At 67.3% G+C, this 26,702-nt stretch carries 25 protein-coding genes; 13 read left to right on the top strand and 12 right to left on the bottom strand.

Annotation, left to right across the window (positions count from 1 at the left end; translation table 11 throughout):
- Positions 1–1,358: 1,358 nt before the first annotated feature.
- Together OG394_RS37900 and OG394_RS37895 are read right to left on the bottom strand one after the other, a co-directional pair.
- Positions 1,359–2,174 carry a LysM peptidoglycan-binding domain-containing protein gene (locus OG394_RS37900; RefSeq protein ID WP_328992137.1) on the bottom strand — a complete coding sequence of 272 codons (816 nt, stop codon included), beginning with the start codon at positions 2,172–2,174 and terminating at the stop codon, positions 1,359–1,361.
- A gap of 83 nt (positions 2,175–2,257) precedes the next feature.
- Positions 2,258–3,007, bottom strand: a complete 750-nt coding sequence (locus tag OG394_RS37895; RefSeq protein ID WP_328992136.1) for a pyrimidine reductase family protein — start codon at positions 3,005–3,007, stop codon at positions 2,258–2,260.
- Positions 3,008–3,229: 222 nt separating this feature from the next.
- On the opposite strand from OG394_RS37895, the gene OG394_RS37890 reads away from it, so the two are divergent.
- The 3 genes from OG394_RS37890 to OG394_RS37880 are packed head-to-tail and all read left to right on the top strand — an operon-like array spanning position 3,230 to position 6,272.
- Positions 3,230–4,561, top strand: coding sequence for an L-fuconate dehydratase (locus tag OG394_RS37890; RefSeq protein WP_328992135.1), 1,332 nt, complete (start codon positions 3,230–3,232; stop codon positions 4,559–4,561).
- Positions 4,558–5,310: an SDR family NAD(P)-dependent oxidoreductase gene (locus OG394_RS37885; RefSeq protein ID WP_328992134.1), complete on the top strand. Its 753-nt coding sequence runs from the start codon at positions 4,558–4,560 to the stop codon at positions 5,308–5,310. Before OG394_RS37890 ends, OG394_RS37885 begins: the two co-directional genes overlap by 4 nt.
- On the top strand, positions 5,307–6,272 hold the full coding sequence (locus tag OG394_RS37880) for an aldo/keto reductase (RefSeq protein WP_328992133.1): 966 nt from the start codon (positions 5,307–5,309) through the stop codon (positions 6,270–6,272). The genes OG394_RS37885 and OG394_RS37880 overlap by 4 nt, the downstream gene beginning before the upstream one ends.
- Here the strand turns inward: OG394_RS37880 and OG394_RS37875 are convergent.
- The 3 genes from OG394_RS37875 to OG394_RS37865 all read right to left on the bottom strand — a co-directional run bounded on the left by OG394_RS37875 (position 6,262) and on the right by OG394_RS37865 (position 10,255).
- On the bottom strand, positions 6,262–7,809 hold the full coding sequence (locus tag OG394_RS37875) for an ABC-F family ATP-binding cassette domain-containing protein (protein WP_328992132.1): 1,548 nt from the start codon (positions 7,807–7,809) through the stop codon (positions 6,262–6,264). The two genes, OG394_RS37880 and OG394_RS37875, sit on opposite strands and share 11 nt — an antisense overlap.
- Before the next feature lie 16 nt (positions 7,810–7,825).
- Positions 7,826–9,421, bottom strand: coding sequence for an ABC-F family ATP-binding cassette domain-containing protein (locus tag OG394_RS37870; protein WP_328992131.1), 1,596 nt, complete (start codon positions 9,419–9,421; stop codon positions 7,826–7,828).
- A gap of 153 nt (positions 9,422–9,574) precedes the next feature.
- Positions 9,575–10,255, bottom strand: coding sequence for a FadR/GntR family transcriptional regulator (locus OG394_RS37865; protein ID WP_328992130.1), 681 nt, complete (start codon positions 10,253–10,255; stop codon positions 9,575–9,577).
- 65 nt (positions 10,256–10,320) lie between these two features.
- Between OG394_RS37865 and OG394_RS37860 the strand changes: the two genes are divergently transcribed.
- The 4 genes from OG394_RS37860 to OG394_RS37845 all read left to right on the top strand — a co-directional run bounded on the left by OG394_RS37860 (position 10,321) and on the right by OG394_RS37845 (position 15,841).
- Positions 10,321–10,725, top strand: coding sequence for a DUF3052 domain-containing protein (locus tag OG394_RS37860; protein WP_328992129.1), 405 nt, complete (start codon positions 10,321–10,323; stop codon positions 10,723–10,725).
- A gap of 303 nt (positions 10,726–11,028) precedes the next feature.
- Positions 11,029–14,943: a multifunctional oxoglutarate decarboxylase/oxoglutarate dehydrogenase thiamine pyrophosphate-binding subunit/dihydrolipoyllysine-residue succinyltransferase subunit gene (locus tag OG394_RS37855; protein WP_328992128.1), complete on the top strand. Its 3,915-nt coding sequence runs from the start codon at positions 11,029–11,031 to the stop codon at positions 14,941–14,943.
- A gap of 1 nt (position 14,944) precedes the next feature.
- A complete protein-coding gene (locus OG394_RS37850) occupies positions 14,945–15,121 on the top strand; it encodes a DUF6104 family protein (protein ID WP_328992127.1) in 177 nt (58 codons plus the stop codon).
- Positions 15,122–15,124: 3 nt separating this feature from the next.
- Positions 15,125–15,841 (top strand): AAA family ATPase, encoded by a 717-nt coding sequence (locus OG394_RS37845; protein ID WP_328992126.1) that lies wholly within the window; start codon positions 15,125–15,127, stop codon positions 15,839–15,841.
- 43 nt (positions 15,842–15,884) lie between these two features.
- Here OG394_RS37845 and OG394_RS37840 read toward each other — a convergent pair whose 3' ends face one another.
- Complete coding sequence (locus OG394_RS37840; protein WP_328992124.1) at positions 15,885–16,244, bottom strand: ArsR/SmtB family transcription factor; 360 nt, start codon at positions 16,242–16,244, stop codon at positions 15,885–15,887.
- Between the two features lie 115 nt (positions 16,245–16,359).
- Here OG394_RS37840 and OG394_RS37835 point away from each other — a divergent pair, with 115 nt between their 5' ends.
- Positions 16,360–17,586, top strand: coding sequence for a sodium:proton exchanger (locus OG394_RS37835; protein WP_328992123.1), 1,227 nt, complete (start codon positions 16,360–16,362; stop codon positions 17,584–17,586).
- Positions 17,587–17,589: 3 nt separating this feature from the next.
- Here the strand turns inward: OG394_RS37835 and OG394_RS37830 are convergent, their stop codons facing one another.
- The 5 genes from OG394_RS37830 to OG394_RS37810 all read right to left on the bottom strand — a co-directional run bounded on the left by OG394_RS37830 (position 17,590) and on the right by OG394_RS37810 (position 21,073).
- Positions 17,590–17,871, bottom strand: a complete 282-nt coding sequence (locus OG394_RS37830) for a WhiB family transcriptional regulator (RefSeq protein WP_328992122.1) — start codon at positions 17,869–17,871, stop codon at positions 17,590–17,592.
- A 163-nt stretch (positions 17,872–18,034) separates the two neighbouring features.
- Positions 18,035–18,211: a hypothetical protein gene (locus OG394_RS37825; RefSeq protein WP_328992121.1), complete on the bottom strand. Its 177-nt coding sequence runs from the start codon at positions 18,209–18,211 to the stop codon at positions 18,035–18,037.
- 74 nt (positions 18,212–18,285) lie between these two features.
- The gene (locus OG394_RS37820; RefSeq protein WP_328992120.1) at positions 18,286–18,792 is read right to left on the bottom strand and encodes a GNAT family N-acetyltransferase; all 507 of its coding nucleotides are present in this window, start codon (positions 18,790–18,792) and stop codon (positions 18,286–18,288) included.
- A gap of 5 nt (positions 18,793–18,797) precedes the next feature.
- Entirely contained in the window at positions 18,798–19,766 is a 969-nt protein-coding gene (locus OG394_RS37815) for a zinc-binding dehydrogenase (RefSeq protein ID WP_328992119.1), read from the bottom strand.
- Positions 19,767–19,870: 104 nt separating this feature from the next.
- Entirely contained in the window at positions 19,871–21,073 is a 1,203-nt protein-coding gene (locus OG394_RS37810; protein ID WP_328992118.1) for an NAD(P)-dependent malic enzyme, read from the bottom strand.
- A 305-nt stretch (positions 21,074–21,378) separates the two neighbouring features.
- Here OG394_RS37810 and OG394_RS37805 point away from each other — a divergent pair, with 305 nt between their 5' ends.
- The 3 genes from OG394_RS37805 to OG394_RS37795 are packed head-to-tail and all read left to right on the top strand — an operon-like array spanning position 21,379 to position 23,794.
- Positions 21,379–22,218 carry a transporter substrate-binding domain-containing protein gene (locus OG394_RS37805; protein ID WP_328992117.1) on the top strand — a complete coding sequence of 280 codons (840 nt, stop codon included), beginning with the start codon at positions 21,379–21,381 and terminating at the stop codon, positions 22,216–22,218.
- On the top strand, positions 22,215–23,042 hold the full coding sequence (locus OG394_RS37800; RefSeq protein WP_328992115.1) for an amino acid ABC transporter permease: 828 nt from the start codon (positions 22,215–22,217) through the stop codon (positions 23,040–23,042). Before OG394_RS37805 ends, OG394_RS37800 begins: the two co-directional genes overlap by 4 nt.
- Complete coding sequence (locus OG394_RS37795) at positions 23,042–23,794, top strand: amino acid ABC transporter ATP-binding protein (protein WP_328992114.1); 753 nt, start codon at positions 23,042–23,044, stop codon at positions 23,792–23,794. The genes OG394_RS37800 and OG394_RS37795 overlap by 1 nt, the downstream gene beginning before the upstream one ends.
- Before the next feature lie 99 nt (positions 23,795–23,893).
- Here OG394_RS37795 and OG394_RS37790 read toward each other — a convergent pair whose 3' ends face one another.
- Positions 23,894–25,282 carry a Gfo/Idh/MocA family protein gene (locus OG394_RS37790; protein WP_328992113.1) on the bottom strand — a complete coding sequence of 463 codons (1,389 nt, stop codon included), beginning with the start codon at positions 25,280–25,282 and terminating at the stop codon, positions 23,894–23,896.
- Positions 25,283–25,516: 234 nt separating this feature from the next.
- Here OG394_RS37790 and OG394_RS37785 point away from each other — a divergent pair, with 234 nt between their 5' ends.
- Together OG394_RS37785 and OG394_RS37780 are read left to right on the top strand one after the other, a co-directional pair.
- The gene (locus OG394_RS37785; RefSeq protein ID WP_328992112.1) at positions 25,517–25,909 is read left to right on the top strand and encodes an ATP-binding protein; all 393 of its coding nucleotides are present in this window, start codon (positions 25,517–25,519) and stop codon (positions 25,907–25,909) included.
- Positions 25,906–26,697 (top strand): RNA polymerase sigma factor SigF, encoded by a 792-nt coding sequence (locus OG394_RS37780; protein ID WP_328992111.1) that lies wholly within the window; start codon positions 25,906–25,908, stop codon positions 26,695–26,697. Before OG394_RS37785 ends, OG394_RS37780 begins: the two co-directional genes overlap by 4 nt.
- Positions 26,698–26,702 lie beyond the last annotated feature (5 nt).

Here is a 26,702-nt window from a genome sequence, read left to right as displayed (position 1 = left end):
ATTGTCAGGCCGGTCCGGGCCGCGTCAAGGGCTCCATCACCTAACGGTGACGCTAACGCGCCCTTGACCCGACCCAAACCGGCCAAAGGCGGCCGGCTATCAGGGGGCCGGGTGGGGTATGACCGTTTGCGTACGCCTTCCGTTCTGGGATGGCCAGTGATGCGGCTTCCTGAGTCAACTGGACGTTTTTCGCGCCTGAAAACGTCCAGTTCGCTCAGGAAGATGAAGCTGCGCGTCTTCGTGGTGGTTTGGCGCCCGCAAATCGTGCGTTATCCCCTCATCTCCTGGGTTCCGGTGCCAAGTAAACGGCCCGGAACCCAGAACCTCAGACGTAACCGCCAAAATCCCGGGCTAACCCCTCCGATCACGAGGGCGAACCCACCACCTCGGCGGTTAACCCTCCGAATCGGGAAGCGCAGCTCCACATCGGCGAGCGCGGCTCCGCAGCGGTGAGCGCGGCTCCGCAGCGGTGAGCGCCCGCCCTATTCCGAGGGTCGACATCCGGAATGGGGAGTCGACCCGCCAAATCTGGCGAGTCCACCCCCCATTCCGCAGGTCGACCCTCGGAATAGGACGACCGCCGGAGGCATCGGCGGGAGCGGTAGGTGCTGGGAGTGGCTGGCCATCCGCGAGGCGGGTTACCACCCCGGAATCCGAGGGGGGAACCCACCCGCCCGGTGGCTACCCCTCGCGACTCGTCGGCCTCACGGCGAACGGGCTCTTCACCACCGCCAGGCGAAAGCATTCCGCGAATAGCCCGCCAGCCGAGAACGGCACCACCCGACCATCCGTCAACGGCACCACCCGGCCATCCCGCCGCAGCGAGGCGGCTCGACCATGGGAGCCGCGGACTGGCGAACGGCATCAGCCGGCCATCCGTGAACGGCACCCCCCCCCCCCCCCCCCCCCGGCCAATCGTGAACGGCACCGGTCGCCTCCCGGGTACGGCACCGCTCGCCGTTCGCGAATGGCATGACCTGGCCATTCGTGAACGGCATCACCTGGCCGTTCGCGAAACGGCACCAGGTGATGCAGACGGGCAGACCTCACCCGTCCCCCTGATAGCCCGCTGCCTTTGGTGGAGCCGGGTCGGGTCAAGGGCGCGTTAGCGTCGGCGCTAGCCGATGAAGCCCTTGACGCGGCCCGGGTTCACCTGACAATTCGGGAGAACTCAGGGGGACGGGTGCCCACCAAAAACCCCGTGGCCAAAGGTGATACCGGGCAGGCGGTTAGCGTTGATTCGTCCGAATCCGCCCGCCCACGTAGGCGACCAGACTGACCCGCCGCACAGAAGGGGCGAGCGGATGCAGACGAATCAACGCAAGGGTGGGAAATGGTCGACGTGTTGGGTAGGCGGGTTAGGCGGGGATGGTTAGTTTTTCGCCGGGGTGGATGAGGTTGGGGTTGGGTTTTAGGCGGGGGTTGGCCTTTATTAGGGCGGCCAGGGTGATGTGGTGTTTTGCGGCTATGCCGGAGGCGCTTTCGCCGGCTTTGACGATGTGGATCTTCTTCAGCGGGGGTGCGGCCGGCTTGGGTTGGCTTGGCGCGGGGGCGGCCTTCGCCAGGGCCAGGATTTTGGTGATCGGGAAGGCGCCCGGGTCGCCGTGTTTATTCTCGGGGACGTGCATGTGACCGCAGTGGCCGGTGAAGGTTCGCCACTTGGCTGCCGACATTCGCACGCCATTCGCCGTACCGAAGGACGCGTCGAAGGGTTTCCAGGTGGGCGCGGCCGTTAGCGGGACTTTGTGGTTGACGTTCGCCCAGCGGGCGAAGGCGGCGAGGTCCCGTATGACCCAGTCCGGCAGGCTCGGCGTGAACAGGTGCTGGAACTTCTTGGCCGTCCACTCGGCGTGAGTTTTCGGGTCACACGTGCCGACGAGTTCGACCTGGACGACGTTCAGCGTGTTCGTCTCGACGCCGCCCTTGAGGTTGCGCAGCGCCCGGCTGGAGACGTCGAAGTCGAAATGCTGGTGCCAGACCAGCTTCTTGGCGGCGAAGTCCGGTTTGGCGGTGAAGTTCGGCGCCTTGCTGCCGCCGTCGTAATCGGGCAGCCCGGTGCCCTCGGTGGAGTGCCAGACGATGACGTTCGACTCCATCGGGTCGCCGCCCCACTTGGACTGCCAGAAGTTCTTGACCGAGGCGCCTGGATAACGCTGAGGTCCCGTCTTTGCCATGGTGTTCCCCCTACGCGATGAAGCCGTATCCCCCATTGACCGGCTCTTACGCAGAATTCTCCACCTGTGGCCTTCAGATTGCCTTAAAGTCCGGCGACTTTTTCCCGGCGATACCGGGTGAAAAGCATGCCGCCGTCGCCCTGCAGCACGTGAACGGGTGACATTCGGTGCATACCGGCCGCAACTCCCGCCACTATCCGTCCCGAAACGCCTCCGATGAGTAATGGCGAGAGCGAAAGGCATAGTTCGTCCAGCAGATCTGCCGCGATGATCGCGCCGAGCAGGGCCGGACCACCCTCGCAGAGCACTTGCGCAAATCCGCGGGCGTTCAGTTCGGCCAAGGCCACGGCCGGATCCACCTCGCGCTCCCCCGCGATCACCACGTCGGCCACGGTCGTCAGCGCCGTACGGCGGTCGGCTGGTGCGGCGGCGTGCGTGATGACGATCGGGCGGACGGTCGCCTCGGCGAGGGACCGGTGGGACGGGTCGAGTTCGAGTCGGCTTGAGACGATCGCGAGGACGGGGTGGTCCGGGAGGCCTTGGGTACGGCGCCAGGCTTGGCGTTCGGGGCCTACGCGCAGAGGGTTGTAGTTCTCGGCGCGGACTGTGCCCGCTCCGACCAGCACCGCGTCGGCGAGCATTCGCAGCCGGCCGAGCATCTGCTTGTCGTCGGTATCGCCCAGAGCTTTCGAGATGCCGAGCACCTCTACCGCGCCGTCCAGACTGCTGACCATGTTGGCGCGCACCGCCGGGATGGACCGGTCGCTGGGCGCGTACGCGGCGACCAGGTCGTCTTCGGTGAGCTCTGCCGTCGAGTCCAGGCGCCGGATCATGCGCCGACTCTAGCCGCCCAAAACCGCCCCAGAGCCGAGACAACGCCGAGCCAAAGCCGCACCCCAAACCGCCTTAACACCGCCGCCAAACCACCCCAACGAACCCCCGAAGCCCGAGACTGACGGGAAGAGATCCGATCAATTCCTGGATACCCATAGGCGACTTCGCATACATCCTATAGGATTCTGGCGCACCGCCGCCGAGCAGAAGAACGGGTACCGATGAGTCGCTTCACCGAGTTCGAGACCTATGACGTCCGGTTCCCCACGTCCGTGGACCTGGACGGTTCCGACGCGATGAACGCGGACCCGGACTACTCCGCGGCGTACCTGATTCTGCGTACGGATGCCGGCGACGGCCTCGAGGGACACGGCTTCGCCTTCACGATCGGGCGCGGCAACGACGTACAGACGGCCGCCATCGAGGCGCTACGCGATCACGTGCTCGGGCTCGACGTCGAGGCGACGCTGGCCGATCTCGGCGGCTTCTGGAAGTCGCTCGTGCACGACTCCCAACTGCGCTGGCTGGGGCCCGAGAAGGGCGTCATGCACATGGCCATCGGGGCCGTCGTCAACGCCGTCTGGGATCTCGCGGCCAAACGCGCGGGCGTTCCGTTGTGGAAGCTGTTGTCCGATCTCTCCCCCGAGCAGATCGTCGACCTGGTCGATTTCCGCTACCTCACCGACGCGCTCACCCGCGAGGAGGCGCTCGACATCCTGCGCCGGGCCGAACCAGGCCGGGCCGACCGCGAGAAGCTGCTGCGCGAGCAGGGTTATCCGGCGTACACGACGACCCCCGGCTGGCTCGGGTACGACGACGAGAAGCTGGTGCGGCTGTGCCGTGAGGCGGTCGCGGACGGGTTCACCCAGATCAAGCTGAAGGTCGGCGCGAACCTCGACGACGACATCCGCCGGATGCGGCTCGCCCGCGAGACCGTCGGCCCGGACATCCGGATCGCGATCGACGCCAACCAGCGCTGGGACGTCGCCGAGGCGATCACCTGGATCGAGGCGCTCAAGCCGTACGACGTGTGGTGGGTCGAGGAGCCAACGAGTCCGGACGACATCCTCGGTCATGCCGCCATCGCGCGGGCCATCGCGCCGGCCCGGGTGGCGACCGGTGAGCACGTGCAGAACCGGGTCGTGTTCAAGCAGATGCTGCAGGCCAAGTCGTTGTCGTTCCTTCAGATCGACTCGGCCCGGGTCGCCGGGGTGAACGAGAACGTGGCGATCCTCTTGCTGGCGGCGAAGTTCGGCGTCCCGGTCTGCCCGCACGCGGGTGGGGTCGGGTTGTGCGAGTTGGTGCAGCACCTGTCGATGTTCGACCTGGTCTCGGTCAGCGGCAGCACCGAGGATCGGGTGATCGAGTACGTCGACCACCTGCACGAGCACTTCGTGGACCCGGTCGAGGTGCGCGACGGGCGATACCTTGCGCCGACCCGGCCTGGGTACAGCGCCGAGATGGACAGCACCACCCTGACCGACCATCGCTATCCGGATGGCAAGGTCTGGACCGACCTATCAGCTCGTTGGCAGAAGGAGAGCATCGCGTGACGGACTTCACCGGCCTGCGGGCCGTGGTGACCGGAGGAGCGTCGGGCATCGGCCTGGCCGCCGCCTCGCTCATGGCGGCCCGGGGCGCGCAGGTCGTCGTCTTCGACCTCAAGCCCGACGTGCCGAGCCCGTTGAACGGAATCGCGGCAGACGTGAGTGACGACGCCTCCGTCCGCTCTGCGGTCTCTGCGGCGGCTCTGCAGCTCGGCGGGATCGACATCCTCGTCAACAACGCAGGCATTGGCGCACAGGGCACAGTCGCCGGCAACGACGACGAGGAGTGGCACCGCGTCCTAGACGTCAACGTGGTGGGGATCGCCCGAGTCAGTCGTGCGGTTCTGCCGTACCTCAAACGCTCTGAGGCCGCCGCAATCGTCAACACGTGCTCGATCGCGGCTACAGCCGGTCTGCCGAACCGTGCGCTCTACAGCGCCAGCAAAGGCGCAGTGCTCGCACTGACGATGGCTATGGCCGCAGACCACGTACGCGAAGGGATTCGCGTCAACTGCGTGAACCCGGGCACTGCGGACACCCCCTGGGTCGGACGCCTGCTAGACGTCGCCACAGATCCTGCAACCGAGCGAGCCAACCTAGAGGCTCGCCAGCCGATGGGCCGACTGGTAAGCGCCGACGAGGTCGCCCAAGCCATTGCGTACCTGGCGAGCCCACTGGCCGGCTCTACCACCGGTACGGCGCTAGCGGTCGACGGTGGCATGCAGAACCTGCGTCTACCGGCGGTGAAGCCGTGAAGTTGTTCCCGGACGACCAGCGGATCGGCCTCGGCGGAGCGCCGTTCGCGAACCTCTTCAGCGAGGTGTCGGACGAAGACGCCGCAGCCACGATCGAGGCCGCCTGGCAGGAGGGCTGGCGGTACTTCGACACCGCGCCGCACTACGGCCTCGGGCTGTCCGAAGAACGACTTGGCAAAGCGTTACAGGACAAGCCGCGCGACGAGTACATCCTGTCCAGCAAGGTCGGACGGATCATCTACGAGAGCGACGAAGGCCCTGCGCTGGACACCGACGGCTTTGTGGTCACCACCACGCGTAGACGTCGCTGGGACTTCAGCCGGGATGGCGTGCTGCGGAGCATCGAGGACTCTCTGAACCGTATCGGGACCGACCGGCTCGACGTGGTCTTCGTGCACGACCCGGACGACCACTACGAGGAAGCGGTCGCCACGGCGTTCCCGACCTTGATCGAGCTCCGGGACCAGGGCGTGATCGGTGCGATCGGCTCAGGCATGAACCAGGCCGAGATGCTCACCGCGTTCGTCAACGAGGTAGACGTCGACGTGATCATGCTTGCCGGCCGCTACAGCCTGCTGGATCACCAGTCGCTCGACAACGTCATGCCCGCCTGCCTGGCGAACGACGTACAGGTGATCGCCGTAGGCATCTTCAACTCGGGCATCCTGGCTAGCCCTCGCCCTGCGGCCGACGCGACCTTCAACTACGCACAGGCGCCCGCAGACCTTATAGACAAGGCAAACCGGCTAGCCGACGTGTGCGAGTCCCACGGCGTCACGCTGCCCGCAGCGGCGTTGGCGTTCCCACTCGCGCACCCGGCCGTGGCCGGCGTCGCCGTTGGCGCCCGGAACGCCGCCCAGGTCCACGCCAACGCCGAGCTCGCCCGTACGACGATCCCGGCCGAGGTCTGGTCGGACCTTCGCTCGGCCGGGCTCATCCGTCCGGACGCCCCTACCCCTTGAGACCGTCGGCGGACAGCGACAGCCATCGGGTGATGCCGATCGTGGCCAGCCAAGCGTGATCATGGCTGGCCACGATCAGCGCCCCTTGGTACGCCGCGAGCGCATCGGTCAGCTGAGCCGCACTCGCCAGGTCGAGGTTGTTCGTCGGCTCGTCCAGCATCAGCAACTGCGGCGGCGGTTCCGCCAGCAGCAACGCGGCCAGCGTCGCCCGGAACCGCTCACCACCCGACAGCGTGCCGACCAGCTGATCCGCCGCCCGCCCGCGGAACAGGAACCGCGCCAACCGAGCGCGCCTCTTGTTCTTGTCGGCCTCCGGCGCCCTGATAGCGAGGTTTTCCGCGATGGTCAGGTTGTTCCGCAGCAGGTCGAGCCGCTGCGGCAGGAACCCGCTCGGCACCAACGGATCGATGGCTCGCAGCAGAGTCGTCTTGCCGACACCATTCGCCCCGACCAGGGCGATCCGCTCCGGCCCGCGCACCTCCAGGTCGATCCGCTGACCGGTGGCGAGCCGGTGCCGCTCGAGCCGCACAACCAACCGGCCGGTGGGGACAGCCGTTCCCGGCAGGTCGATGCGGATGGAGTCGTCGTCGTACACCAGCGCCTCGGCGTGGGTCAGCGCGTCCTGGGCCGACTTGACCCGGTCCAGGTGCAGGTTCCGATGTTTGCCGGCGGCAACTTGCGCGGACTGCTTCCGATTACCCATCACCACCTTTGGCTCGCGTTTGGTGTTCCACATCTTCTGGCCGTACCGCACTCGCCGGTCGAGCTGGACCCGGGCCGCGGCCAGATCGCGCTTCTGCTTGCGCAGATCGGCCGCCGCCGTCCGGACCAAACGCTGCGCCGCCTCCTGCTCGATCGCGACGATCTGCTCGTAGGCGGTCAGGTTGCCGCCGTACCAGGTGAGTTCGCCCTGGCGGAGCTCGCCGATCTGGTCCACCTTGTCGAGCAGCTCCCGGTCGTGACTGACGACCAGCAGCGTGCCCCGGAAGGCGTCGACCGCGTCGTACAGCTTGAGCCGGGTGTCGCGATCGAGGTTGTTGGTGGGTTCGTCGAGGAGCAGCACGTCCGGTCGCCGCAACAGCTCCGCCGCGAGGCCGAGCAGGATGGTCTCGCCACCGGACAGTTCACCGATCCGCCGGTCGAGGCCGATCGCGCCGAGGCCGACCTTGGCCAGCATGACCTCGGCCTCCTCCGCCACGTCCCACTCGTCACCGACCACGGCGAAGTTGGCCTCGGACGTGTCACCCGCCTCGATGGCCGCGATGGCCTGACGGATGACGGCGATACCGAGGACCTCGGCGACCGTCTGCGCCACGTCGAGTGGCAGGTCTTGCGGGAGATAGCCGAGCGTTCCGGCGTACCGGATGTCGCCCTGCTGCGGCGTCAAGCGGCCGGCGATCAGCCGCAGCAGGGTGGACTTGCCGGTGCCATTGCGGCCGACCAGCCCGGTGCGGACCGGGCCGGCCACGAACGACAGGCCGTCGAACACGACGGCTCCGTCCGGCCAGGCGAACTTGAGATCCGTACTCGTGATCATCAGTCCCCCTTCCAGGTCAGAGTGGGTCGATGGCCGTCAGGCCGTCGTCGTCGAGTTGGAGCCAGCGGGTGATGCCGATCGACCGCAGCCAGGGCAGGTCGTGGCTCGCCACGATCAAGGCCCCGGCGTACGACGCGAGGGCGTCGGTCAGCTGGGCCACACTCGCCAGGTCGAGGTTGTTCGTCGGCTCGTCCAGCATCAGCAACTGCGGCGGTGGTTCCGCCAGCAGTAACGCCGCCAGCGTCGCCCGGAACCGCTCGCCACCCGACAACGTGCCGACAAGCTGATCCGCAGCACGCCCTCGGAAGAGGAACCGCGCGAGCCGAGCGCGTCTTTCGTTGTTGTCGGCATGCGGTGCACTGAGAGCCAGGTTTTCCGCGATGGTCAGGTCATCCCGCAGCAGGTCGAGCCGCTGCGGCAGCAACCGGTACGGCACGACCGGCGCCTGCGCGTTGACGATGGCGTGCAACAACGTGCTCTTGCCCGCGCCGTTGGCCCCGACCAGGGCGATCCGCTCCGGCCCCCGGATCTCCAGCTCGATCTCCTGGCCGGTCCTCAGCGCCAGCCCGTCCAGTTGAACGACGATCCGCCCGGCCGGTACGGCGGTGGCTGGCAGGTCGATCCGGATGCTGTCGTCATCGTGGACGCGAGCCTCAGCCTCGGCCAGGGATTCCTTTGCGGTTTCGAGCCGATCGATGTGCAGGTTCCGGTGTTTCCCGGCCGCGACCTGCGCGCTCCGCTTCAAACCGCCCGCGACGATCTTCGGAATACCGCCCGCGTCCTGGGCCCGTTGCCCTTGGGCCGCCCGCTTGTCGATCTTCATCCGGGCCTCGATCAGTTCACGTTTCTGCCTCCGTACGTCGGATTCGGCCGCGCGCACCATCCGCTCGGCTGCTTCTTGCTCGATCGCGACGGCCTGCTCGTACGCCGTGAGGTTGCCGCCGTACCAGGTGAGATCGCCTTGCCGCAGCTCGCCGATCTGGTCCACCTGGTCGAGCAACTCGCGGTCGTGGCTGACCACCAGCAACGCACCACGGAAGGACGCGACGGCGTCGTACAAGCGGTGCCGTGCGTTCAGGTCGAGGTTGTTGGTGGGCTCGTCGAGCAGCAGCACGTCCGGGCGGCGCATCAGCTCGGCGGCCAGGCCGAGCAGGATCGTCTCGCCACCCGACAGCTCGGCGATCCGCCGGTCGAGGCCGATCTTGCCGAGGCCGAGTTTGCCGAGCATCGCCTCGGCCCGCTCCTCCACGTCCCACTCGTCACCGACCGCGGCGAAGTTGGCCTCGGACGCGTCACCCGCCTCGATGGCCGCGATGGCTTGACGGGTGGTGGCGATACCGAGGGCCTGGTCGACCGAGAGCGTGACGTCGAGGGTGAGGTCCTGCGGGAGATAGCCGAGCGTGCCGGCGTACTTCACCACACCGCCCTGGGGTTTCAGCCGGCCGGCGATCAACCGCAACAGGGTCGACTTACCGGTGCCGTTGCGCCCGACCAGCCCGGAGCGAACCGGGCCGGCCACGAACGACAATCCGTCGAAGACGACGTCACCGTCGGGCCAGGCGAAATGCAGGTCAGTGCAGGAAAGGGCCGTGCTGATATGAGAGTTGACCATGGACACTCCTGAGATCGATGTCGAGGCCACACACCCAGAATTGGGGCGGCCAACGGCGAGAGTTCGATCTCAAGCGAGCAACCATCACTCCGATCAACGGCAATAAGACTCCGTCATGGTAGCCACCGCCGAAGGGTCGTTCAACCGATTACTTCAGTCGGACGTGGCGGCCTTGCGCAGCCAGGTCTCGACCCCGACGATGTGCGCGGTCATCCACGCGCGAGCCGCGTCGGCGTCACCGGCTTCGAGCGCGTCGAGAATGGCGTTGTGCTCCGCGAGCGTCCGCTCGACCGCGCCGGACTGGGTGATCCCGCGCCAGACCCGCGCCCGTTGAGTGGCACCCGAGACGCCGTCCAGCAGCGAACAGACGACGGCGTTGCCAGTGGCCTCGGCGATGGCCCGATGGAAGCGCAGGTCGTTGGCGACGAGGTCGTCGACGTCCGCTTCCGCCGTGAGCGAGCTCGTCAGCTCACGCAGGTTGGTGAGCTCCTCCGGGGTGATCCGCCCGGCCGCGAGCGCCGCGACGCCAGGCTCGAGCAGGCGTCGTACCTCGAAGAACTGCAGGACCGAATCGTCCTGGTGCAGGTCGACCATGAAGCTCAAGGCGTCGAGCAGATGCGCCGAGTCGAGACTGGTGACATAGGTGCCGTCGCCGTGCCGCACGTCCAGCACGTTGACCAGCGTCAGCGCCTTGACCGCCTCGCGCAGCGAATTGCGCGACAACCCGAGCCGGGCAGCCAGATCCGCTTCCTTGGGCAACCGGTCCCCTGGTCCCAGCTCCCCGGAAGTGATCATCGACTTGATCTTGACGATCGCCTCGTCAGTCAGCGCCATGCGGGCCAGTATGCCGCCCACCAGTCCACATCCCCACCAATGCCACTCGGCCTAGCATCAGGGTTATGACCAGTGGGTATTCCGGGAAGCCGCTTGCCGCGAAGCTTGGGGTCAAACCGGGGCAGACGGTATGGCTCGACAACGCGCCACCCGGGTTCGCGATCGAGGGCCTGCCGGACGGCGCGCAGACCGCCGAAAGCGCGGACACCCGGGAGTACGACATAGTGCTGGCGTTCTGCCCGGATCGGGCTCGGCTGGCCGGCCGGTTGCCCGTGCTGCTCGAGCGTACGACCACGGCCGGGATGATCTGGGTCGCGTGGCCGAAGCGATCGTCAGGGGTCGCGACCGACCTCAACGAGAACGGCGTCCGGGAGCTGGCGCTGCCACTGGGCGTCGTGGACGTGAAGGTGTGCGCGATCGATGGCACCTGGTCAGGGCTGAAGCTGGTCCGCCGGTTGGTCAACCGGTGAAATCCTGGTGAAGGCGGGGCGTGACGTTCGCCACAGCGCGTAGTGTACGAATCAGCTTGCGAACAGTGTCGGAACCGCCCTTTACGGTCTGTGCACAGGCCTTTGATCGACGGACCAGCCGGATCGGCCCCCGAACCGGTGCCGGACGCAACCAGTGGGGCGACTGGTCCGGTAGGCCCGGGCTGTAGAAGTGTGGGGCCTGCTATTAGCCTTGCCCTCGGGACCTACCCATAACTTTCGGCCCCATAACTTCGGCATGCACACCAGCGGCACTTGACACGATCGGAAGAGGCGAACTGCCCAGTGGCCACCGAGCCATCAGAAACGAACCCGCTTGCAGCCTTCGGCGCGAACGAATGGCTGGTCGACGAGATGTACCAGAAGTTCCTCCAGGATCCGAACTCGGTGGACAGGGCCTGGTGGGAATTCTTCAAGGGGTACACCCCGGATACCGGTGCGAACCGGACGACCAAGGGCACTTCCAACGACGCCCCGCGCCCGGATGCCGTTTCCGACAACAAGACGCCCGAGGCGCCCGGCCGTGGTACGGCTCCGGCCGCGCCCGCGTCGAGCATTGCCGCCACCGCGCAGCCGGTAGCTCCGGGTTCTCCCGCACCGGCCCAGCCAACGACGCCGACGGCGCCGAGCCAGCCGACCGCCGTACAGCCCAAGGCCGCGCAGCCGACCGCCGGGCAGCCCAACGCCGTACCCACCGCGGCCCCGGCCGCGAAAGCACCAGCAACTTCCCCGACCACAGCAGCACCTGCCGGTAGCGGCAGCCCGACCGGAGGCACGGTGAACCAGCCGCCCAGCGCGCAACCCAAGTCCGCACCCGCCCAGGCAGAGCCCGAGCGGACGATTCTGCGCGGTGCCCCCGCGCGGACCGTGCAGAACATGGAGTCGAGCCTCGAGGTCCCGACGGCCACCAGCGTCCGGCAGGTGCCGGTCAAGCTGATGATCGACAACCGGATCGTGATCAACAACCACCTCAAGCGCGCGCGGGGTGGCAAGGTCTCGTTCACCCACATGGTCGGCTGGGCTCTGGTCAAGGCGCTCAAGACGCTGCCCGAGATGAACGCGTACTACGAAGAGGTCGACGGCAAGCCGACGGTGGTGAAGCCGGCCCACATCAACCTCGGCCTGGCCATCGACATGCAGAAGCCCGACGGCACCCGGCAGCTGCTGGTGCCGTCGATCAAGGGCGCCGACACGATGACCTTCGCCGACTTCTGGATGGCGTATGAGGACATCGTGCGCCGGGCCCGCGACAACAAGCTCGCGCTGCCGGACTTCCAGGGCACGTCGATCAGCCTGACCAACCCCGGCACCATCGGCACCCAGCACTCCGTGCCGCGGCTGATGAAGGGCCAGGGCGCGATCGTCGGCGTCGGCGCCATGGAGTACCCCCCGGCGTACCAGGGGGCGGCCGAGGAGACGATGGCCAAGCTCGCGGTCAGCAAAGTGATGACGCTGACCTCGACGTACGACCACCGCATCATCCAGGGCGCCCAGTCGGGTGAGTTCCTGCGCCGGCTGCACAAGCTGCTGCTCGGCGAGGAGGGTTTCTACGACGAGATCTTCCAGGCGCTGCGGATCCCGTATGAGCCGATCCGCTGGGCCCAGGACCTGCCGCACAGCCACGAGGAGGACGTCTCCAAGCAGGCGCGCATCCTCGAGCTGATCCACGCCTACCGGGTGCGCGGCCACATCATGGCCGACACCGACCCGCTGGAGTACAAGCAGCGCAGCCACCCGGACCTGGACGTCGCCACGCACGGTCTGACCCTGTGGGACCTGGACCGTGAGTTCGCGACCGGGTCGTTCGGTGCGCAGAGCGATCGCCGCTTCCTCAAGCTGCGCGAGATCCTCGGCATCCTGCGCGACTCGTACTGCCGCACGGTCGGTATCGAGTACATGCACATCCAGGACCCGGAACAGCGCAAGTGGATCCAGGAGCGGGTCGAGCGGCCGCACACCAAGCCGCCGCGCGAAGAGCAGCTCCGCATCCTCGCCAAGCTGAACGAGGCCGAGGCGTTCGAGACCTTCCTGCAGACGAAGTACGTCGGCCAGAAGCGCTTCTCGCTCGAAGGTGGCGAGACGACCATCCCGCTGCTGGACGAGATCTGCGAAGAGGCCGCTGGTGCCGGGCTCGACGAGGTCACCATCGGCATGGCCCACCGCGGCCGGCTGAACGTGCTGGCCAACATCGTCGGCAAGTCGTACAGCCAGATCTTCCGCGAGTTCGACGGCAACATCGACCCGCGCACGGTCCAGGGCTCGGGTGACGTGAAGTACCACCTGGGCGCCGAGGGCGAGTTCGTGTCCGAGTTCGGCGACAAGATCAAGGTGTCGGTCGCGGCGAACCCGTCCCACCTGGAGACCGTCGACCCGGTCCTGGAGGGCATCACCCGCGCCAAGCAGGACATCCTGAACCAGGGCGCGGTCTTCCCGGTCCTGCCGGTGCTGGTCCACGGTGACGCGGCCTTCGCCGGCCAGGGCGTCGTCGCGGAGACGCTGAACCTGTCGCAGCTGCGCGGTTACCGCACCGGCGGCACGATCCACGTCATCGTCAACAACCAGGTCGGCTTCACCACCTCGCCGGCCTCGTCGCGTTCGTCCATGTACTGCACGGACGTCGCGCGGATGGTGCAGGCGCCGATCTTCCACGTGAACGGCGACGACCCCGAGGCCTGCATCCGGGTCGCGGATCTCGCCTTCGAGTACCGCCAGGCGTTCAACAAGGACGTCGTCATCGACCTGGTCTGCTACCGCCGTCGCGGCCACAACGAGGGCGACGACCCGAGCTTCACCCAGCCGTTGATGTACGACCTGATCGAGCAGAAGCGTTCGGTGCGCAAGCTCTACACCGAGTCCCTGATCGGCCGTGGCGACATCACCGTCGAGGAGGCCGAGCAGGTTCTGCGCGACTTCCAGCAGCGGCTGGAGCGGGTCTTCACCGAGGTGCGCGAGGCCAAGTCCGAGCCGGACACGCCGCCGCCGTACGTGACGGTGCCGGTCTACCCGGACAAGCCCGAGGGTCCGGACGCGACCGCGACCACGCCGGAGGTGCTGAAGAAGATCGCCGACGCGTACACCACGCTGCCGGAGGGCTTCACCGCGCACCCGAAGGTGCTGCCGCAGCTGCAGCGCCGGGCCGCCGCGATCACGCAAGGCCCGATCGACTGGGGTACGGCGGAGATCATCGGCTTCGGTTCGCTGCTGCTGCAGGGCCGTCCGGTCCGGCTCGCCGGTCAGGACAGCCGCCGCGGCACGTTCTCGCAGCGGTTCGCGACGATCATCGACCGGGTCACCGGTCAGGACTACACGCCGCTGCAGCACCTCGACGAGGGCCAGGAGAACTTCTACGTCTACGACTCGCTGCTCAGCGAGTACGCCGCGCTCGGTTTCGAGTACGGCTACTCGGTGGCGCGTCCGGAGGCGCTGGTGCTCTGGGAGGCGCAGTTCGGTGACTTCGTGAACGGCGCGCAGAGCATCATCGACGAGTACATCTCGTCCGGTGAGGCGAAGTGGGGCCAGAAGTCCGGGGTCGTGCTGCTGCTGCCGCACGGTTACGAGGGGCAGGGCCCGGACCACAGCTCGGCCCGGATTGAGCGCTTCCTCACGCTCTGCGCCGAGGACGCGATGACCGTCGCGCAGCCGTCGACCCCCGCGTCGTACTTCCACCTGCTGCGGCGCCACTCGCTCGGCGAGGAGCACCACCCGCTGATCATCTTCACGCCGAAGCAGCTGCTCCGGCTCAAGGCGGCCACCTCGCAGCCCGAGGAGTTCACTCGGGGTGCGTTCCAGCCGATCATCGGCGACACCGAGACGTCCACCGATCCCGCGGTCGCGAGTGGTGTCGAGCGGGTGCTGCTGTCATCCGGCCGCGTCGCCTGGGACCTGTTCGCCGAGCGCAAGAAGGTCGAGCCGGACAAGCTCAGCACCGCGATCGTCCGGGTCGAGCAGCTCTACCCGCTGCCGGTGGCCGAGATCCAGGCGGAGCTCGCCAAGTACCCGAACCTGCAGGAGATCCGCTGGGTTCAGGACGAGCCGGCCAACCAGGGCCCGTGGCCGTTCATGGCGCTGAACCTGACCCAGCACCTCGGTGGCAAGCCGTTCTACCGGGTGTCGCGGACGGACATGTCCGCGACGTCCGTCGGTTCGCACAGTGTGCACACCGCCGAGCAGTCCACGCTGCTGAAGCAGGCCTTCAGCTGACGTGTACTTCACCGACAGAGGGATCGAGGAGCTCGAGAGCCGGCGTGGCGAGGAAGACGTCACGCTGGCCTGGGTGGCCGAGAGGCTGCGCGAGTTCGTCGACCTGAACCCCGAGTTCGAAACGCCGATCGAGCGGTTCGCCACCTGGCTGGCCCGCCTGGACGACGAAGACGAGTAGGTAGTGCCCTTCGAGACACATCCGGTACGTCGGGTGCAGGCGGCTGACGGCGTCTCACCCGGCTCGGAGTGGCCTCATACGATCCCGGCCGTCGCGCAGCTCTTGCGCGACGGCCTCGATCTTTCCCCCGGCGTCACGTTCCTGGTCGGCGAGAACGGCGCGGGCAAATCCACCTTGGTCGAGGCCATCGCGATCGCCTTCGGCATGTCGCCCGAGGGCGGATCGACCGGCGCGCGGGTGAGTACGCGTGAATCCGAGTCACCGCTGTCCGGGCAGATCCGGCTGACCCGTGGCGCTGGTGGCGCGCGGTGGGGGTTCTTCCTCCGGGCCGAGACGATGCACGGCTACTACACGTACCTCGAACAAAACCCGGGCGTGTACGACCCTCGGTTTCACGAGCTGAGCCACGGCGAGGGTTTTCTGGAGATCCTGCGCAGCCGGTTCGACAGCCCAGGCCTCTATTGCATCGACGAGCCCGAGTCGGCCCTCTCCTTCTCCTCCAGCCTCGCGTTGGTCGGCGTACTGAGCGAAATGGCAACCGGCGGCGCGCAAGTCCTCTGCGCCACCCACTCCCCCGTGGTCGCGTCCGTCCCCGGCGCCCGCATCCTCGAAGTCGGCGAGTGGGGCATCCGCGAAACGACCTGGGACGACCTAGAACTCGTCCAAAACTGGAAAGCGTTCCTTCAAGCGCCCGAACGCTACCTACGCCACATCGTCTGAGAAGGACGCAGGAGCCTTCCCGGGCGTGTGCCTCGGACGCTGGCTACGACTCGTCGTTTGGGTCTGAGGGCGGGCGTTTGCGGCGGAGGGGTGGGTCGGGGGCGAGGGTGCCGTCGGGGGCGATGTGCTCGAAGATCTGGTCGACGAGGGTGAGTACGTGGGGGTCGTCGACGGTGTAGATGTGGCGGCGGCCGTCGCGGCGGGCGGTGATGATGCCGGCGAGGCGGAGTTTGCCGAGGTGCTGGCTGGCGGTGGCGATACTGACGCCGACCCGGGCGGCGAGCGTGCCGACGTCGTACTCCCCCTGGGCCGCGAGGGACACCAGGTGCAGGCGGACTGGCGCCGACAGCATGGCAAACGTGCTGGCGGCGGCATCGAGCTGGGCGCGGGTCGGTTCTGTCATCGCATGCTCATTCTGATGCCTCAGCCAGTCCACTGAGTGGACGCCGGGCCGGGGTGAGGACGCTCTCATACTTGCGCAATTGCGAAAGTATCAAAGTGGTGGCAGGCTTGGAACCGTGTTCAGAGCCTTCCGCCCCGTGGCACTCTGCCTCGCACTGGCCATTCCGGCCGTCGTGCTGAGGCTGACCCAGCTCCACCCGGCGCCGGCCATCTCCCTGCTGGTGTTCGGTCTCGGCGTGGTCGCCGCGTCCTTCGTGCTGGCCTGGGCCGCCGAGGCGGCGGAGGTCGACATCTCCGGCGGCCTGGCCATCGCGGTACTGGCCCTGATCGCGGTCCTGCCGGAGTATGCGGTGGACCTCTACTTCGCGCACACCGCCGGCAGCAATCCGGAGTACGTCGCCTACGCGGCCGCCAACATGACCGGCTCGAACCGGCTCCTGCTCGGCCTCGGCTGGTCCGTCGTCGTGCTGGTCAGCCTCTACATCGCAAGCAAGCGCAGCGGCCGGACCGTGCGGGCACTCGTGCTCGACTCGGGTTATCGCCGCGAGCTCGGCTTCCTCGCGATCGCCGCCGTGGTCGCGTTCATCATCCCGATCAGCGGCCAGATCCACCTAGTGCTGGGCATCGCGTTGCTCGCGTTCTTCGCGTTCTACCTCTGGCGCGCGGCGACCTCGGGCGACGACGAAGACCCCGAGCTGGTCGGCCCGGCCGCGCGGATCGGCGCCTTGGGCACCAAGCAGCGTCGGACGCTCGTGATCGGGATGTTCGTCAGCGCTGCCGCGATCATCCTGGCAAGCGCCGAGCCGTTCGCGGAGTCACTTGTGGCGAGTGGACGCGTCCTCGGCGTCGACGAGTTCCTGCTGGTGCAGTGGCTGGCCCCACTCGCCTCGGAGACTCCTGAGTTCCTGGTGGCCATCCTGTTCGCGTGGCGTGGCAAGGGCGCGGCAGCGATCGGACTACTCATCTCGGCCAAGGTGAACCAGTGGACGCTGCTAGTCGGCAGTCTGCCCGTCGCCTACGGCATTGGCGGCGGCCCGGCGTCACTGGCGCTCGACAGCCGCCAGACCGAGGAGTTCCTGCTCACGGCGACGCAGACCCTGCTGGGCATCGCCGTACTGCTTGCGCTTCGCTTCCCCCGCTGGGCGGCGTGGACCTTGCTGGGTCTCTTCGCCGTGCAGTTCGCCATCCCCGGTCAGACCGGGCGGTACGTGCTCTGCGGCGTCTACCTGGTCCTAGCGATCACTGCACTCGTGCATAACCGTCGCCACCTAATCCCCACGCTGGTGGCGCCGTTCCGCCGGGACCCCGCTCCTGCCCCGGCGAAACAGCACCAGCTCGTGTAACTCCTAGCTCGCCTGCTGCTCGTCCCGGCGCTCCGCTGGGCCCGGGCGGCCGCGGCGGCGTCCGTACAGGAAGTTCTCCCCCGCGGCGACACCGCTGAACTTGGTCCGGCGCGCCCAGGCGCGGCAATCCTCCAGCACTGGGCAGGCGGTCAGGCAGATGGACTGTGCCTTCCGCCGCTCCCACACACTCGCGGTCTCGTCGTACGCCGGCGCCTGGCCGATGCACGCAGCCTTGGTCATCCAGCGGTCTGCGGGATCAGCGATCACCGTCAAGGTAGGCCTCATGGGCGCTCCTGTTTCCGTCATCGATCAGGCGGATCGATCCCGGGGGTTTCCCGTGGTGAGGCAAGCTTCCGCCAACCGCGTTGCCCAGGTGCGACGAAATTGTTTCCGGCGTGAAACGTCACAAACCGGCACGGACCATCCTGACCTCAGGCACCCTGATCCCTCAGCGCTTGCGGCCGCGCCAGCTGGTCGAGGTGCCGATACCGGCCAAATGCAAGGCGATACAGAGCAGCCCCGCTATCAGCAACGTCTGTGGAGTGAGCGCGTCACTGACCTCGGCTTCGGTCCAATCCAAGATGAGAGCCAAACCGAAAATCACTGCGGCAATGATCGCGAACATCGCTGTCTCCCAACGAGCACGACGGACGGGCGGCCTATCTACCCTCACCACCCAGTACCCATCACAAGGCCGGGTCACGCGCCGGAACGGACCATCCTGATCTCCGGTACGCCGAAGAAAGGCTCGTCCACTCGCATGCCATCCGGGACGAACCCATGTTTGGCGTAGAACGCCTGAGCGCGCGCGTTGCCCTCGAGCACCCAAAGGCTGGCGGGCTCGTTACCTATAGCGGCCTGCATGAGTCGTTCGGCTAGACCGCTCCCCCACCACGCCTTGCGGACGTAGATGGCGTAGAGCTCTAGAGCCGTCAGTGGCGGCTCATCCCGGTTAGGCCCGGGGTGAGAGAAGCCGATGACTCTGTCCTCGACGGCCGCCTCTGGGTTCGGGTTGATCGCCAGCCATTGCACGTGGCCGTCAGCAAGGCGTGCCTTCCAGCGTTCGGTACGGCGGGGTATGTCGCCTACTGCCGCCTCTAGCTTCTCTGGATCGGCAAGACCCGTGTACGCCTCTCGCCAGCACGTGGCATGGCAGTAGGCGCCTGCCTCGGCATCACCCGGTTCTGCCCGTCGTACAACGATCATCAGAGTCAGACGGTGAAGATGACCTTGCCGAAGACGTCGCCCTGGTTCATCCGGGCAAAGCCTTCGCGCGCGTCCTTGAGCGGCATGACCGAGTCGATGTGCGGCTTGATCCCGGTATTGGCCAGGAACGACAACAGTCCGGCCAACTCCTGACGGGTGCCCATGGTCGAACCCTGGATCCGCATCTGCAGGAAGAAGATCCGGTTGAGCTCGGCCGACTTCGGCGCCTGCCCACTAGTCGCGCCGGAGATCACCACGGTGCCACCCGGCCGGAGCGACTTCAGCGAATGCGACCAAGTGGCCTGGCCGACCGTCTCCATCACGGCGTCCACCCGATCCGGCAGCCGCGCGCCCGATTCGAAGGCGTCGTGCGCGCCGATCTCGACCGCCTTCGCCCGCTTGGCCTCATCCCGGCTGGTCGCCCAGACGCGATACCCGGCGGTCCGCGCCAGCGTGATCAGGGCCGTCGCGACTCCACCGCCGGCGCCTTGCACGAGCACGGTGTCGCCCGGCTTCAGGCCCGACTGCGTGAACAACATCCGGTATGCCGTGAGCCAGGCCGTCGGCAGGCACGCGGCCTCCTCGAAGCTCAGGCCGGCGGGCTTGGCGATGACGTTCTGGGCGGGCACGACGACCTTCTCCGCCAGCGTGCCCTGGTAGCGCTCGCTCAGCAGGCTCCGCCGCGGGTCGAGCGTCTCGTCACCCTTCCACGCCGGATCCGAGATGACCGCGTGGACGACGACCTCGTTGCCGTCGGCATCGAACCCGGCCGCGTCGCAACCGAGGATCATCGGCAGCTTGTCCTCGGACAGCCCGACACCCTTGAGCGACCAGAGGTCATGGTGGTTCAGCGCGGTGGCCTTCACGTCCACGGTCACCCAGCCTTCGGGCGCGACCGGCTCGGGCCGCTCCCCCACCTCCAACGCGGAGATCGGATCATCCGGAGCGAACCTGGCAGCGTAAGCAGCAAGCATTTGCCCACCCTAGGCCCGCGCGCACGCAAGGGCAGTGGCTGACATCACGCCTCTCCGGAGAACCTTGCCCGCTAGCGCAAGGTTCTCCGGATAAGGGCGTCGAATCAGGCGCGGGCGACGCCGTCGGTGTACGCGGCGGCCGAGACGGCTGCGGCCACGGCCGTCGCGACGCGCGGGTCGAACGGCGACGGAATGACGTAGTCCGCGCGCAGTTCGTCGGCCGGTATCAGGTTCGCGAGGGCCTCGGCGGCCGCGAGCTTCATGCCCTCGGTGATCCGCGAGGCGTCCACGTCGAAGGCGCCCCGGAAGATCCCCGGGAAGGCCAGCACGTTGTTGATCTGGTTCGGGAAGTCGGAACGACCCGTCGCCACCACCGCGGCGTACCGGTGGGCGATATCCGGGTGGACCTCGGGCGTCGGGTTGGCCAGGGCGAAGATGATCGCGCCCTCGTTCATCCGTGCCACGGCTTCCTCCGGCACAGTTCCGCCGGACACGCCGATGAACACGTCGGCACCGTCGAGCGCGTCGACCAGGCGTCCGGACGGGCCGTCGGTGTCGTGGGCCAGCGAGAGCTTGACCGGGGTCAGATCGGCCCGGTCCTTCGAGAGCACGCCCTTGCTGTCCACCACGGCCAGGTCGCTCACGCCCGCCTGGAGCAGGATCCGCGCGCACGCCACCCCGGCGGCACCCGCCCCGGAGATGACCACGCGGATCGACTCGATGGACTTGCCGGTGAGCTTGAGCGCGTTACGCAGCGCGGCCAGCACCACAACCGCCGTACCGTGCTGGTCGTCGTGGAACACGGGGATGTCGAGCCGCTCCTTCAGCCGCCGCTCGATCTCGAAACAGCGCGGTGCCGAGATGTCCTCGAGGTTGATCCCGCCGAAGGTCGGCGCCAGCCGCACGACCGTCTCGACGAACTCGTCCACGTCGGTGCAGTCGAGCGCGATCGGCACGGAGTTCACGCCGCCGAACTCCTTGAACAGCAGCGCCTTGCCCTCCATCACGGGCAGCGAGGCCTCGGGACCGATGTCACCCAGACCGAGCACAGCGGTACCGTCCGTGATCACGGCGACGGTATTCGCCTTCCAGGTATAGCGCCGGACCAGCGCCGGGTCCTGCGCGATCGCCGTACAGACCCGGGCGACACCCGGTGTGTAGGCCTTCGACAGGTCATCGGCGTCACCGACCTTGACGGTCGAGATGACCTCGATCTTGCCGCCGACGTGCAGGTCGAAGACCGGATCGCCGGCATACGCGTCGGCCTGCGGATGGTCGTTTTCGGTGGGAAATGCTTCAACAGCCATGGTGACCCTTCGGTACTCCCGCGGCGCGCAGGCCAGCGGAATAAGCGTTCTGTGTTCAGTCGGTAGGCGGGCGGCGGTCGACTCGGGTGCGTCGAGTACCGCCGGTGCTACTCGGGGGTCACCCGTGGCTACGAGTAAACCACAGGACGCACTGGTCTCTTTTGTGAGGGCCGCCACACGGTGACGATCGAGTCTCCATCCGGCTGTTTCAGCCGACATCGGGTACCGGGCTGTGTCAGGATGCGGGCAACCGACCCCGGCACGACCGGGAACGGGACCGGAACCACCGTCGAGGAGCCTTACCGATGAACATCCTCTCCACCCTCCGCAAGAGCCGGACCACGGTTGCCGTCGCGTCATTCGCCGTGCTGGCACTCACGCTCACGGCCTGCGGGGACGACTCAGGCGGTGACGGCGCGGGGACCGCCCCCGAAGGCATCACCCTGGTCAAGTCGGGCAAGCTGACCGTCTGCACGCACCTGCCGTACAAGCCGTTCCAGTTCAAGGAAGGCGGCAAGGTCGTCGGATTCGACGTCGACCTGCTGGACCTGCTGGCCAAGGACCTCAAACTCGAGCAGGAGGTCGTCGACATCGAGTGGGCCCAGATCACCTCCGGCGCCGCGTTCAAGGCGAAGAAGTGCGACGTCGGCATGGGCGCGATGACGATCACCGAAGAGCGTCAGAAGGCCATCGGCATCTCCACGCCGTACATGGACGCCACCCAGGTGCTGCTGGTCAAGGCCGACTCCGGCATCAAGACGCTGGCCGACCTGCGCGGCAAGAAGGTCGGCGTCCAGGCCGACACCACCGGCAAGAAGTACGCCGAGGACAACGCCAAGGCCAACGGCTACACCGTCATCACCTTCCCGGACCTGACCATCCAGGCCAACAACGTGAAGTCCGGCCGGGTCGATGCCGCGATCAACGACAACGGTGTGCTGTACGACTTCGTCAAGGCCAACCCGGACACCGCGGTGACGGCCGAGTTCGACACCGGCGAGCAGTACGGCTTCGCCACCGACAAGACCGACCCGAGCAGTGTGAAGCTACTGGCGAAGCTCGATGAGGTGCTGAAGAAGGCCAAGGACGACGGCACCTACAACGAGATCTTCAAGAAGTGGTTCGGGGTTGAGCCGAAGAAGTGAGTGCGACCACCACTGACGTAGAAGAGAAGCGGAAGGGGCTGAGCCCGCGCCAGCGGGCTCGGCGCTCCCGCCTGATCCAGTACGCGATCCTGCTGGCGCTGGTCGTCCTGGCCGCCCTCGCGGCGGACTGGGGTCAGATCGTCGACGTCTTCCTGCGGCCGGAGCTGGTCAAGTCCGCGTTCGAGGAAGGCCTGCTGAACGCGCTGGTCAAGACTGTGGTCTACACCGCGGGCGCCTTCGTGATCGGTCTCGTCGGCGGCACGATCCTGGCCCTGATGCGGTTGAGCTCGGTCGGTCCGTACCGCTGGCTGTCGACGGCGTACATCGAGTTCTTCCGGGGCCTGCCCGCGATCATCGTGTTCATCGCGTTCAGCCTGCTGCCGCTGGCGTTCGAGGGTCTGGTCATTCCGTTCGACCCGTACGGCACGGTCTGGCTGGCGCTCGGCATCGTCGCCGCGGCGTACATGGCCGAGGTCATTCGCGCGGGCATCCAGGCGGTGCCGAAGGGCCAGCTCGAGGCAGCCCGTTCGCTCGGGATGCCGCCGGCGCTGGCGACTCGCAAGATCGTGCTGCCGCAGGCGTTCCGGATCGTGCTGCCGCCGCTGGCCAACGACCTGATCCTGCTGGTGAAGGACTCCTCGCTGGTGTTCATCATCGGTACGTCGGCCACGGCGCTCGAGCTGACCGGTTTCGGCAAGGAACTGGCCAACACCGAGTCGAACCTGACGCCGCTGGTCACGGCCGGCTTCTGCTACCTGCTCATCACGCTGCCACTGGGACTCCTGGTCCGGCGGCTCGAGGCCAAGGCTGCGAGGGCCAACTGATGTCCCTGGTCGAGATCAAGGACCTGCACAAGTCCTTCGGGGACAACCACGTGCTGCGCGGTATCGACTTCACCGTCGAGCAGGGCGAAGTGGTCTGCGTGATCGGGCCGTCCGGCTCGGGCAAGTCCACCCTGCTGCGTTGTGTCAACCTGCTGGAGCAGCCGCAGCAGGGTCAGGTGTTCGTCCGCGGTGAGGACATCACCGACCCGGACTGCCATCTGGACGACGCCCGCAAGCACATCGGCATGGTCTTCCAGCAGTTCAACCTGTTCCCGCATCTGTCGGTGCTGCAGAACTGCACGGTCGCCCAGGTGACCGTGCTCAAGCGCAAACCGGCCGAAGCGAACAAGATCGCCCGCGCCAACTTGGAACGCGTCGGCCTGACCGAAAAGGTCACCGCCTACCCGGCCCAGCTGTCCGGTGGCCAGATGCAGCGCGTCGCGATAGCGCGGGCGCTGTCGATGGACCCGGCGCTGATGCTCTTCGACGAGCCCACCTCGGCGCTCGACCCAGAGCTCGTCGGCGACGTCCTGACCGTGATGCGCAAGCTCGCGCTCGACGGTATGACGATGCTGGTGGTCACGCACGAGATGGCCTTCGCGCGTGAGGTGGCCGACCGGGTCGTCTTCATGGACGGCGGCGTCATCGTGGAGCAGGGCACCCCCGAAGAGATCATCGGAAACCCCCAGCAGGACCGCACCAAAACGTTCCTGCGCCGGGTCCTGGACCCCACCCACGTCGAACCAACCTGATTTCCCGCCGTACGACGACGGGGCCCGCGCCTACCCGGCGCGGGCCCCTTTCTGTTCGTCGGGCCCTTGTGACCCGGCGTGTCGGCGTTCATCGGTCCCTTAGAGCGGCGGCATATCCGTATCGCGGGAGTCGAGCCCGGCGCGGGGTTTGCGCCAGTCGCCGCGGGTGAAGTCGGGTACCTCGACGGGTTTGCCGCCCGCGCGCAACGAGTCGACGCTGAGCGGCACGGGTGAGCACCACGTCGCCGAGTCGTACACGTCGATGTCCGGGACCAGGCCCGCCCGCATCTGCTGGACGATCCGCCACTGCAGCACGTAGTCCATACCGCCGTGGCCGCCGTTGTTCGCGGCGTCGTCCCCGATCTTCTTCCACAGCCAGTGGTCGTACTCCAAGCGGTACGGCGCGAAGGCCTTCCACACGTCGCCGGTGTGGTCCGGCTCAAGGTAGATCCGCTCTGGGTAGTCCTCCACGATGCCTCTACTGCCGACCAGACTGTTGATCCGGCTGTACGGCCTGGGAGAGCTCACGGCGTGCTCTGCGCGGATGACCCGGCCCCGCGCCGTACCGATCATGCAGGTAATCAGGTCGCCGTTGACGTACTCCTCTTTCCAAGTGGGATGTCCTGGCGGCATGAAGCGCTGCCGGTAGTCCGCGAGGCCTTGAGGCTCAGTGGCCGTTGCTGCCAGGGTGGCGAACCTGTCGCCGCGGTTGACGTCCATGGCAGCTGCGATCGGCGCAAGCCCGTGCATCGGGTAGAAGCTGGCAATGCTGCGCGTATGCCACAGTCGGCGCCACGAGTCGGTGTAGTAGGTCTCGCTGAACAGCAGCGCCCGTAGGTCGTGCATGTAGCCGCCGTGGCCGTTGGTGATCTCACCGAAGACGCCGTCGTGGGCCATCTTGAGGATCGCCAGCTCGTTACGGCCGTAGTTGCAGTTCTCCATCAGCCACAGGTGCTTGCGGGTCCGCTCGGACGTGTTGACGAGATCCCACAGCTCGGCCATTTCGGTTGCTATCGGCAACTCGATACCGACGTGCTTGCCGCCGAGCAACGCGGCTTTGCCTTGTGGGTAATGGAATTCCCAGGGTGTCGCGATGTAGACGAGGTCGACGTCGTCGCGCTGGCACAACTCGGCCGCCGAGTTCGCCGTACCGGAGTGGATCGCGGGTCGGGGCTTGCCGAGCTGGACCAGCCGGTCGGCGGCCTTGGTGGCCCGCTCGGGGCGGATGTCGCAGACCGCGGTGACCACGGCGCCGGGCACGGCCGCCCAGCCGGAGAGCATGCCCATACCGCGATTGCCCAGACCGATCACGCCGATCCGGACCCGGCGAAGCGCATCGAACGGTACGCCGATCATCGACCGCTGTCCGGGCTGTCGCGGCTCGACGACCGCTTGGCCCGCGGCCTGGGCGGGAACGCCGGTGACGGCCATCGCGCCGGCGGCGAGGCCGGCTCCGAGGATCGATCGGCGCGAACTGGTGGGACTCACGGTGGCTCCTGTCGTCGGGGCTCGGCGGCCCGGGCCTTCGCGGGGTCTTTCTGCGGAGTGGTTTGAGCCCGGGGCCGACGCAAGCGCTGCGTGATTATGCTCATAATCCGATCACACACGTCACTAACGTGCAACAGCTCACGGCGGGCCGCGTGGTGATGCGCTTAGCCGCGGAAGCGTGGAAGATGTACGCGGCGGGCGCCCAGACCCGAGGAGATGGCAAGGAGTGACGCAGTGAGCAGCAGCGGACAAGGTGCCGAGGTCAGGCTGACCATTCCCGCGGACGGCGCGTACGTCGCGGTGCCGCGATCGGTGGTCGGGAATCTGGCCGCACGCAACAATTTCACCGTCGACGCGATCGACGACCTGCGCATCGCCATCGACGAGGCGTGCTCGCTGTTGCTGCCGCAGTCCACCGACGGCGAGCTCGAGTGCGTCTTCACGATCGAGCCGCCGCTGATGACCGTGCGCACCTCCGCCGCCGTACCGAACGGGTGGAAGCCCGACACCGGCTCCTTCGGCTGGACCGTGCTGGCCGCCCTGGTGGACACCGTCGAGGCCGAGTCGATCAACGGCCGGCTGACGATCACCGTGACCGCCACCGCCCTCTCCCCGGAGAACGCGTGACCGACACAGCCGCCGCTGGCCCCGACGAGCCCCTCGACCTCCGCTCCCGCACCGCCGCCCTGTTCCGGGCGATGGCCGCGGCCGGCAAAGGCGAACCGGCGCACAACGCGGCCCGCGACGGCTTGGTCTCCCTGCACATGCCGTTGGTGGAACACCTCGCCCGCCGCTTCCGCAACCGCGGCGAGCCGTACGACGACCTCGTACAGGTGGCGACGATCGGCCTGATCAAAGCCGTCGACCGCTTCGACTCCGACCGTGGTGTGGAGTTCTCCACCTATGCGACGCCCACGATTCTCGGCGAGATCAAGAGGTACTTCCGCGACAAAGGCTGGGCCATCCGAGTCCCCCGGCGTCTACAGGAGCTACGGCTCTCCCTGACGTCTGCGACGGCCGACCTCACCCAGGAGCTCGGGCGAGCCCCCACAGTGGCAGAGCTGGCCGGACGACTCGAGCTGGCCGAGGACCTCGTAATCGAAGGCCTGGAGTCTGCGAACGCCTACAACACGCTGTCACTCGACGCCCCGGACCAGGGCGAGACGGACTCCAGCACGGTCCTGGACGCCCTCGGCGGCGAAGACGAGGCTCTCGAAAGTGTCGAGTACCGGGAGTCACTCAAACCGCTTCTGGCCCAACTCGAAACCCGCGAGAAGCGCATCCTGACGCTGCGCTTCTTCCGCGGCATGACCCAATCCCAGATCGCCGAAGAGATCGGCATCTCCCAGATGCACGTCTCCCGCCTCCTGGCCCGAACCCTCACCGAGCTCCGCACGGGCCTCCTCAAGGAGTAACCCGG

Source organism: Kribbella sp. NBC_01245 (assembly GCF_036226525.1).
Taxonomy (GTDB): domain Bacteria; phylum Actinomycetota; class Actinomycetes; order Propionibacteriales; family Kribbellaceae; genus Kribbella.
This window is presented reverse-complemented; position numbering and strand designations above follow the sequence as displayed.

Coding starts and splice junctions, on each gene's coding strand:
- OG394_RS37900 (WP_328992137.1), bottom strand. CDS start 2,174: ATGGCAAAGACGGGACCTCAGCGTTATCCAGGCGCCTCGGTCAAGAAC.
- OG394_RS37895 (WP_328992136.1), bottom strand. CDS start 3,007: ATGATCCGGCGCCTGGACTCGACGGCAGAGCTCACCGAAGACGACCTG.
- OG394_RS37890 (WP_328992135.1), top strand. CDS start 3,230: ATGAGTCGCTTCACCGAGTTCGAGACCTATGACGTCCGGTTCCCCACG.
- OG394_RS37875 (WP_328992132.1), bottom strand. CDS start 7,809: ATGATCACGAGTACGGATCTCAAGTTCGCCTGGCCGGACGGAGCCGTC.
- OG394_RS37870 (WP_328992131.1), bottom strand. CDS start 9,421: ATGGTCAACTCTCATATCAGCACGGCCCTTTCCTGCACTGACCTGCAT.
- OG394_RS37865 (WP_328992130.1), bottom strand. CDS start 10,255: ATGGCGCTGACTGACGAGGCGATCGTCAAGATCAAGTCGATGATCACT.
- OG394_RS37860 (WP_328992129.1), top strand. CDS start 10,321: ATGACCAGTGGGTATTCCGGGAAGCCGCTTGCCGCGAAGCTTGGGGTC.
- OG394_RS37840 (WP_328992124.1), bottom strand. CDS start 16,244: ATGACAGAACCGACCCGCGCCCAGCTCGATGCCGCCGCCAGCACGTTT.
- OG394_RS37830 (WP_328992122.1), bottom strand. CDS start 17,871: ATGAGGCCTACCTTGACGGTGATCGCTGATCCCGCAGACCGCTGGATG.
- OG394_RS37825 (WP_328992121.1), bottom strand. CDS start 18,211: ATGTTCGCGATCATTGCCGCAGTGATTTTCGGTTTGGCTCTCATCTTG.
- OG394_RS37820 (WP_328992120.1), bottom strand. CDS start 18,792: ATGATCGTTGTACGACGGGCAGAACCGGGTGATGCCGAGGCAGGCGCC.
- OG394_RS37815 (WP_328992119.1), bottom strand. CDS start 19,766: ATGCTTGCTGCTTACGCTGCCAGGTTCGCTCCGGATGATCCGATCTCC.
- OG394_RS37810 (WP_328992118.1), bottom strand. CDS start 21,073: ATGGCTGTTGAAGCATTTCCCACCGAAAACGACCATCCGCAGGCCGAC.
- OG394_RS37805 (WP_328992117.1), top strand. CDS start 21,379: ATGAACATCCTCTCCACCCTCCGCAAGAGCCGGACCACGGTTGCCGTC.
- OG394_RS37795 (WP_328992114.1), top strand. CDS start 23,042: ATGTCCCTGGTCGAGATCAAGGACCTGCACAAGTCCTTCGGGGACAAC.